9 protein-coding genes are annotated in these 8,876 nt (G+C 30.4%); 4 read left to right on the top strand and 5 right to left on the bottom strand.

The window, feature by feature from the left end; genetic code table 11:
• Positions 1-186: 186 nt before the first annotated feature.
• The 4 genes from LQK79_RS17850 to LQK79_RS17865 are packed head-to-tail and all read left to right on the top strand — an operon-like array spanning position 187 to position 3,101.
• Entirely contained in the window at positions 187-1,134 is a 948-nt protein-coding gene (locus LQK79_RS17850; protein WP_231017373.1) for an ABC transporter permease, read from the top strand.
• Positions 1,128-1,889, top strand: a complete 762-nt coding sequence (locus LQK79_RS17855) for an ABC transporter ATP-binding protein (protein ID WP_231017374.1) — start codon at positions 1,128-1,130, stop codon at positions 1,887-1,889. Before LQK79_RS17850 ends, LQK79_RS17855 begins: the two co-directional genes overlap by 7 nt.
• A gap of 33 nt (positions 1,890-1,922) precedes the next feature.
• Complete coding sequence (locus LQK79_RS17860) at positions 1,923-2,915, top strand: ABC transporter substrate-binding protein (protein WP_231017375.1); 993 nt, start codon at positions 1,923-1,925, stop codon at positions 2,913-2,915.
• Between the two features lie 15 nt (positions 2,916-2,930).
• Positions 2,931-3,101, top strand: coding sequence for a hypothetical protein (locus LQK79_RS17865; RefSeq protein ID WP_231017376.1), 171 nt, complete (start codon positions 2,931-2,933; stop codon positions 3,099-3,101).
• Between the two features lie 112 nt (positions 3,102-3,213).
• Here LQK79_RS17865 and LQK79_RS17870 read toward each other — a convergent pair whose 3' ends face one another.
• From LQK79_RS17870 to LQK79_RS17890, 5 genes are all read right to left on the bottom strand, one after another.
• Positions 3,214-4,764 (bottom strand): nitrite/sulfite reductase, encoded by a 1,551-nt coding sequence (locus LQK79_RS17870; protein ID WP_231017377.1) that lies wholly within the window; start codon positions 4,762-4,764, stop codon positions 3,214-3,216.
• A gap of 219 nt (positions 4,765-4,983) precedes the next feature.
• A complete protein-coding gene (locus tag LQK79_RS17875; protein WP_231017378.1) occupies positions 4,984-5,517 on the bottom strand; it encodes a nitroreductase family protein in 534 nt (177 codons plus the stop codon).
• 138 nt (positions 5,518-5,655) lie between these two features.
• Positions 5,656-6,366, bottom strand: a complete 711-nt coding sequence (locus LQK79_RS17880; RefSeq protein ID WP_231017379.1) for an MBL fold metallo-hydrolase — start codon at positions 6,364-6,366, stop codon at positions 5,656-5,658.
• Positions 6,367-6,557: 191 nt separating this feature from the next.
• Complete coding sequence (locus LQK79_RS17885) at positions 6,558-6,923, bottom strand: GNAT family N-acetyltransferase (protein ID WP_053242319.1); 366 nt, start codon at positions 6,921-6,923, stop codon at positions 6,558-6,560.
• Positions 6,924-7,054: 131 nt separating this feature from the next.
• A complete protein-coding gene (locus LQK79_RS17890; RefSeq protein WP_231017380.1) occupies positions 7,055-8,599 on the bottom strand; it encodes an FAD-dependent oxidoreductase in 1,545 nt (514 codons plus the stop codon).
• Positions 8,600-8,876 lie beyond the last annotated feature (277 nt).

Here is an 8,876-nt window from a genome sequence, read left to right on the forward strand (position 1 = left end):
TTATGTTTTAATTTAAAATTTTATTATAAAAAGTTCAATATAAGTTAATTTGATTTTATGACTTAATTGACAGATTGTGAATAAAATGTTAACATGCTGTTTATACCTATTATTCTTATTATTTTAGTATGTTTACATATTGATTGACTTAAAAATTTTATTTTTAAACTGAAAAGAGGGATATAAATGAAAAAAACAATTTTAAAAAATATTATGCCGATAGTATCAGCCATAATAGCTATTTGTATAAGTAAATTAGTTCCTGATGGACTTACAGCATATGGAACTAAATTTTGGATTCCTTTTCTTATAATACTTTTAGTAGTATTTGTAATTATAAATATAATTTCATTAATTAATAAAAAAGTGTTTACCAAATTAAATGAAAAGGCTCCAATAATGTCAGTCTTAATTTTAATACTATCTTTCTGGGAAATACTAACATCAAAGCTTGCAATTTTACCGCTTCCGTACTTTCCAGCTCCTGGCCAAGTAATTGATGCAATTATAACTGATTGGAATAGGATTTTAGTAAGTGCACTCTACTCTTTAAGACTACTTGCAGTTGGTTTTCTTGTTGGCGCAATTTTAGGGCTTATAACTGGCGTTATGATTGGATGGAATAAAAAATTAAACTATTGGCTATCGCCACTTCAAAAAATTATTGGACCTATACCAGCTACTGCCTGGATTCCAATTGCTATGACCATATTTCCAACAACCTTTACAGCTAGTATCTTCATATTAGCACTTGCAGTATGGTTTCCTGTAACTGTAATGACAAGCTCAGGAGTTGCAAATGTTAGGAAGTCATACTTTGAGGTTGCACAAACACTTGGTGCTGGAGAAAGATATCTTATATTTAAAGTTGCCATCCCAGCAGCACTACCAAATATTTTTATAGGTCTTTTCATGGGACTTGGAATGTCATTTGTAACACTTATTGTTGCTGAAATGCTAGGAGTAAAAGCTGGACTTGGCTGGTACATCAACTGGGCACAAGGATGGGCTGAATACAGCAAAGTATATGCTAGTCTCGTGGTTATGTCTCTAATATTCTCAACAATTATAACATTACTATTTAAAGTTAGAGACAAAGTATTAATATGGCAGAGAGGGTTAATTAAATGGTAAACAATTTAGGCAATATAGAAATAGAAAATATAAGATGTAATTTTACTGACCATAACAATAATGATACAGTTGCTCTAAAAAATATAAACTTAAGTATTAAATCAGGAGAATTTGTATCTATTGTAGGTCCAAGCGGATGCGGAAAATCAACTTTACTTAGAATAATAGCTGGACTTCAAAAATCTACAGAAGGCATCGTAAAATTAGATGGTGAAAAAATTGACGGACCTGGTTATGAAAGAGGATTTGTATTTCAAGATCCAACCTTATTTCCGTGGCTTAATGTACATGATAATATTGCAACCGGTCTAGTAGCAAGAAAAATATATAAGGAAAGAAAAAATGAAATACCTAAATATATAAAACTTGTAAAATTAGATGGATTTGAAAAGGCATATCCTCATCAGCTGTCTGGTGGAATGGCTCAACGTGTTGCTATAGCAAGGGCATTGGTTAATAATCCTAAAGTTCTTCTTTTGGATGAACCTCTAGGAGCGTTAGATGCTTTCACTCGTATCCATATGCAAAATGAACTTTTAAGAATATGGAAAGAAAGAAAAAACACTATGGTTTTAGTAACTCACGATGTAGAAGAAGCAATATATCTGAGTGATAGAGTTGTGGTAATGTCACCACATCCAGGTCAAATTGAAGAGATCGTCAATATAGATATTGAAAGAAATAGAAAAAGAGAAAGTAATCAATTCATAGAATCAAAGAAAAAAATATTAGATATATTAAATTTTGCTGAATAAAAAATTAATATAAATATTTAGGGGGAAATTGCAATGAAAAAAGGATTTATTAGAGCGACAAGTATATTGTCAATTGTAGCGGTTACTGCTATATCACTTGCCGGATGTGGCAATAACAAATCTACATTAAAGAAAACTAATAGTGGATTAACAGAAGTTACTCTTGGAACTTACAATGGTACATGTGAAGCACCACTATATATCGGAATTGAAAAAGGTATATTTAAAAAACATGGTTTATCACCTAAAATTGTAAATATAAATGCAGAAACACTTAAGGAAGGAATTGCATCAGGTAAAATAGATGGTGCACAAATTTCTGCTGGAATGTTTAAATCAATTCAACAAGGCCTCAATATAAAACTTACAAATGGAATTCATACAGGATGTATTGAAGCTGTAGTTCCTGTAAATTCTTCAATAAAATCAGTTAAAGATTTAAAAGGTAAAAAAATTGGAATAGATGCTATTGGTGGTGTTCCAATGGTACTTTTATCAATTGAACTAGGTAAATACGGAATAGATGCAAAGAAAGACGTAGATTGGAGAGTATACCCACAAGCTCAACTTGCGCAAGCACTCTCAAAAGGTGAAATAGATGCCTTTGGAGCTTGGGACCCTTATGGTGCATTGGCAGTAAACTCAGGAAAAGCAAGAAAGATATTTGGTAACAATAATGTTAAAAATACTGCTAAGGATACTTATTGCTGCTATACAGGGGTAAATGGGACTCTTGCAAAAAAACATCCTGAAGTTGCAAAAGAAATAACCGATGCATGGGCAGAAGCTACAGCCTGGGTTGAAAAACACCCTGAAGAAGCTGCTAAGATAACCGTAGATAAAAAGTATGTAAGTAGTGGAGATGAACTCGAAAATAGCAAATTGATTAGCAATTATGAATTTATTGCAGATAAAAAGAAAGCAAAGCAAGACTTTACAAATACCTTAAAAGCAATGAAGAAGCAGAATATACTTGATTCAAACACAGATATAGACAAACTCGTAAAGGATACCTTCATTGAGTAGAAAGCCGGAAAAAATATGAATAAGAAAAAATCTATTATTATAATTTCAATTATAGCAGCAGTTATTTTGCTGGCAAGTGCTAGTTTGTATGCATATACCTCAATGAAGAATAAATCACGTTCAAATGTTGAAAATTCAGTTATTCAAAGTAAAAACAAAACTGGTACAGGATCTTGCTGTAATTAAAACTATAAAAAATTCAGGTAGACTTGTTTATACAAATCTACCTGAATTATCATAATTATAAATGAATATTTTCCCAAAAATTCAAAATCATGTTTTTTATATCTTTAAAATACTATACTGTATATTTATATAGTATTTTTTTCATATCACATTGATTTCTCTCTACCCATTCATAAAAATCTTGATTTTTTTCTTTAAGCTCTAATGCAATTTCATATAAAAATTCTGGTAATCTTTCTCTTAATATATCTCCATAGTAATCAGCAAGTATTGCTTTACCTATACCAAGTTTTCCTCCTAAATGCACCTCAAATACTTCCTGAATCTGTCCATCAACATTTTTCTTCTTTCCACAAAAACCTATTCCACCTATTTCATGAGCACTGCAGGAATTAGGGCATCCTGATATATGTATTATAGGGAGAACATCTTCAAGAAAATTCTTTTCTCTAAAATAAATTATAATTTCTCTTAGCACCTTCTGGCTATCTAAAATACCCATTTGGCAAATAGGCACTCCAATGCAAGCTATGGATTGTTCTAATCTATTTTCTCCTCCAATATGCTCTGTAATATCTAGCATTCTTTCAGCTTCTTTTCCATCTAAATTTCTAATATATAAGCCTTCTGTCATAGCAAGTCTTATTTCTGAATCCTGAATATTTTCTGTTTCATCTAAAATGAGCTTAAAATCACCTATTGATAGTTGACCACCTATTGGATGAACATATACACTATATAACTCCTTTTGCTTTTGTTCAACCAATCTTTTACTTTGTACTAAAGTTTCAATTCCAGGTTTATCATATACTTTTTCCTCGACACTAATTTTTAGCTTATTAGCTTGTGTAACTTCTTCAAGATGTTTTTTATAACATTGTATAAACTCTTCTTTTCCCATTCTTTCAACTATATATCTTATACGAGCTTTATTTTTGTTTTTATAATCTCCTTCATCTATAAAAAGCTGTGTCATTGCTTCCACATGATACAAAACATCTTCTGGTGTTATAAGTTCCGGGAATTCTACACCAACCCTTGGATTTCTCCCAAGACCTCCTCCAAGATACGCTTTAAAATATTCTTTGTCTCCTTCTCTTACTGCAAAGAAACCTAAATCAACAGCTCCTGCATGTGGAAAGTCTCTGTCATTATTTGAAAAAGCAACCTTTAGCTTTCTAGGAAGCTTATACGTGTACACTTTATTTAAAAAGTAATTACCAACTGCCAAAGCATATGGTGATACATCAAAAGCTTCATCCTTATCTACTCCTGACAATGGAGATATAGCAACATTTCTAGGAAAATTTCCGCCTGACCCTCTTGAATATAATCCCTTATTTATTCCTTCTTCCATAGCATCACAAACTTCATCTATACTAATTCCATGAAGTTGGATTGCTTGACGTGTTGTAAGATGTATCCACTGCAATTCGTATCTTTTAGCAAAATCATAAATTAATTCTAAGTCTTTTCTATTTGCTATTCCAGATGGTATTCTAAATCTTATCATAAACTCTTTACTGCTTCTATGAGCATATACTCCCATTCCTCCAGAAGCACCCTTAAAATCCATCTTACTTACTTCACCGTTCAAGAATTTATGTCCGAGTTTTCTAAAACTTTTAACCTCTTCTAGTAAAATTTCATTTAAATTTTTCACTATATATCACTCTCATTTCTAACACTTATTGCAGAACTCTATAAATAGTATACCTTTTTATAGTTAATAAGTATAATACATATTTCTTATTATACCTATTAGTATTTCTTAGAGATAAAATTATAATTTTACTGTAGCACTTATAAAAAAATAATGTGAAGTCACTTAAATCATTATAACCTCACATTAATTTAACTAGATATATTCTTTAATTAAGCATTATTTTACTATATTCACGGAATTTTCTTTTCTCTTAGCAGATGCAGGCGCTTCAGAAGCTTTATATCCAAAAATTCCGGATCCAACTATTTTATATCCACTTGGTATTCCAAGCTCGCTTATTAATTTATTGCCTTCGTCTGAAGAAGCTAAAGCTCTTGGCGAATGAATCCAGCATGAACCTATATTTAATGATGCTGCAGCCAAAAACATGTTTTCTAGAGCTAGTGAAGCGTCACATTCAGGTGCCACTGCCTTCTCATCTCCAGAAACTATTATAAGCGTTGGTGCATTATAAAAAAGATTTAAATCCTTATTTTCAGCTCTATTCATATTTTCTTTGCATACTTCATTGACTTTAGCTATTATTTCTTTATTTTGAATTACCGTAAAATGCCATGATTGCTGATTCATTGCACTTGGCGCAAATTTTCCAGCTTCAAGTATTGAATTTAATTCATCATCGCTAATTTGTTCAGACTTAAACTTTCTTATACTCCTTCTACTCAAAATTGCTTTTATTATTTCATTCATAATACCTGCCTCCTAAATACTAATAAATAATAATATAATACGTACTATTAAAATTATATAATATAAATCGCATATTTCTAAAGTATGCACTTTATAGTTAGCTAGTATTCAAAAAGATAGTATTCAATTGCAAAATAACTATATAAAATATGGATGAACAACATTAAATCCACTATCCATTATTTGCTTCTCTGTTATATTTTCATCAAGATGCATACAATAAACCTTGTTTCTAAATTCCATAGGTACTGCTTCACAAAGCTTTTTAATAGATAAATGAGGATTGCCCTTATAGTCCAGACCACAAGTATCATGATAAATCATTTCAATTTCTCCGTTTTTAAGTTTATCAATTACTTGGTTGCTTATGCTATTTGAATCACCACTGTAATAAAATGATTTTCTATCTAAATTCATTATAAACCCATATGCTGGTATTGTCTTGGTATGAGTAACTGATAAAAATTTCACATTAATATTTCCAAGTTCCACATCATCTATTTCTGGATTATCACAACTATTAAGATTATATTGTTCACTGCTCGCCCCTATGTTAGCCAAGAAATTTTTTATTAAGCTTTCCTGTGGGAAAAATATATTTACCTTACTTTTTAAAATATAGTATGAGTAAAATATTAAATCTCCAAGACTTCCAACATGATCTGGATGTGTATGGGTAATTATAATATATATTTTTTCTACACTATTTAATAAATTTAGTTTTCTTAACTTGCTAAAGACAGATCCTCCACAGTCTATTAAAATTAAGCTGCTGCCTTTTTTTAAAAAAGCACTATTATTGCCAAGCTTTGTATTAAAAGCACTTCCTGTACCTATAAAATCAACCATCTTTTACACCTCAACTTAATTTTCATAAAATTTAACATAATGTTAAAAAAATCTATTGTATTTAAATACTTCATATCCTCTTTCATTATAATGCATTATGGTATAAATTCCATAAAAAAATTACAGGGGACATTGCACCCCCTGTAATTTAAATGTATTTTTTGAATACGATTACTAGCAATAAGTGATTTTTAGTATGCCATTCTCCATAATCTTAAATACATTCCTTTAATACCTATTTGTTTTAAGTAATCTTCAATATATTCCATCAACATTTTTTTATAACTTTTTTCTTTTGAATCATTATTAACATTTAACATAACAATTTCTGCTGATTCTTCTTTATTCTCGCCTGCATCTGATTTAATTTCAATACTGCAAAAACCTTTTAAAACATCATCTTCTCTAAGCACAAAAACTCTGAACTTATTATTATTAAGAAATTCATCTAATACATTTCTAGCATTCTTGTCAGTTTTTTCATCTAACAACTTTGGTTTAACTAAATTTATAAGCTTATTTTCGTCATTTAAATTTGCCATTCTAATATTGTACAATTCAAATCACTCCATTCGTTATATTTTATTTAGTTTATCAAATTTAATTAACTTTATTCTATAAATGCAATGAATATTCCTTTATTTTTTTTAAATTTATGTATCATTTTTCTAAAGCATAATAAAACTCTTTATAAATTCCAATCTATTTTGTTATTTTCTTCTTTATAATGATTTAATCTGTGAGTAGCTGGACCCTCAAGTATTTCACCATCATAAGTAAATCTAGAACCATGACAAGGACAATCCCACGACTTTTCAGCATCATTCCACTTTAATTCACATCCAACATGGGTACAGGTAATATTAACTATATGAAGTTTGCCATCTTCATCTCTGTATGCTCCATATTTGTGACCTTCTATTTCTACTATTTTTCCTTCATCCTTTTTAATGTCTATTCCGTCTTCTCCAGATTTTATTTTTCCTATAATAAGCTCTTTTGCCACATCGAAATTTTCAGCAAACAACTTTCCATATGCCTGTGCTGTAAATTTCCTCGTCGGGTCAAATACCTCTTTCCATGGATTATTTGCCCCTAGAATTTCATCTGTGAGTATTCTAGCAGCTGCTGTTCCATTTGTCATACCCCACTTTTTAAAGCCAGTTGCAACATATATATTTTCCTTTGAACTCATTATCTTTCCTATATATGGCACATTGTCGACGCTTATATAATCTTGAAGTGACCATCTATATGCAATATCATCTACTGTAAAAATATCCTTAGCAAATTTCTCTAAATTCTCATAATGCTCCTCAAAATTATCACCATGAGCCACTTTATGATTTTCTCCTCCAACTAATATAAGTTCCTTTTCTCCATCATTTTGAGCTCTTAAAGAACGTGTAGGATTCTCTGCATTTATAAGCATAAACTTTGGGAATTTTTCCTTAATATGAACCACAACAGCATAGGATCTCTCTGGTCTTAATCTTGTTAGGTAAAGTCCCATTCCATCGTAGCATGGAAAATGAGAACAAATAATAACCTTTTGTACGGTTATTTTCTTTCCATTAGTCACAACAAGTTCAATCGGATTTCCTGGCCTAACTTCAAATACTTCTGTATTCTCATATATTTGATTTCCTGTTTTAATTATTTTCTCTGCTAATGGTAATAAATATTTTCTAGGATGAAATTGTGCTTGGTTTTCAAAAATAAGTGCTGATTTCATAGGAATATTAATTGGAAGATTATCTACAATTTTTGCTTTTATTCCAAGCATCGTAGCTACATTCAATTCTTTTTCAATATCCTTAACATATTTATCTTCATTTGTGTATACACCTGCAGGCATTTTTTCAAAATCACAATCTATATTTAATTCTTTTATTGTGTTTTCTATAAAACTTATAGATGCTTCATTAGCATCAGCATACTGTTTTGCACGCTCTACTCCCATGGAATTTATTAACTTATCGTATGTTAAGCTATGTTGTGATGTAATCTTAGCAGTAGTAAAACCAGTAGCTCCCTGAAGTATTTTACTGGCTTCAAGCACAGCAATTTTTACTCCTTGTTTACTTAAAAGAAAACCTGCTGTTATTCCAACAATTCCACCACCTACAATTGCAACATCTACCTTTATGTCTTCCTTTAAAGAAGGATAATTTGTACCTTTCGTTGATTCTATCCAATAGGATTTAAGATATTTGTCATTTACATTTCCCATAAATATTCTCCTCTACAAATAAATTATATAGATACCAGTTCAACTATTAAGTTTCACCCCGGTTTCCATTTACCTATTGTTTAGCATTTGATATTTACGTTAAATTATTCACTTTTCAAATTGTGTAAATATATAGATAAACAAGCTGAAATGTTTAAATTACCAATGTCAAATTTATCCTTATAAATTACAATTTGTCAAGCTGAGTGAAGGGTTTTAATTCGCCCTGCTCATTAAAAAACTAACTTTTTCACTTATGTGAAAAGTGAAGGGTTTG

It is taken from the genome of Clostridium guangxiense, assembly GCF_021043395.1.
In the GTDB taxonomy this organism is placed as follows: domain Bacteria; phylum Bacillota; class Clostridia; order Clostridiales; family Clostridiaceae; genus Clostridium_S; species Clostridium_S guangxiense.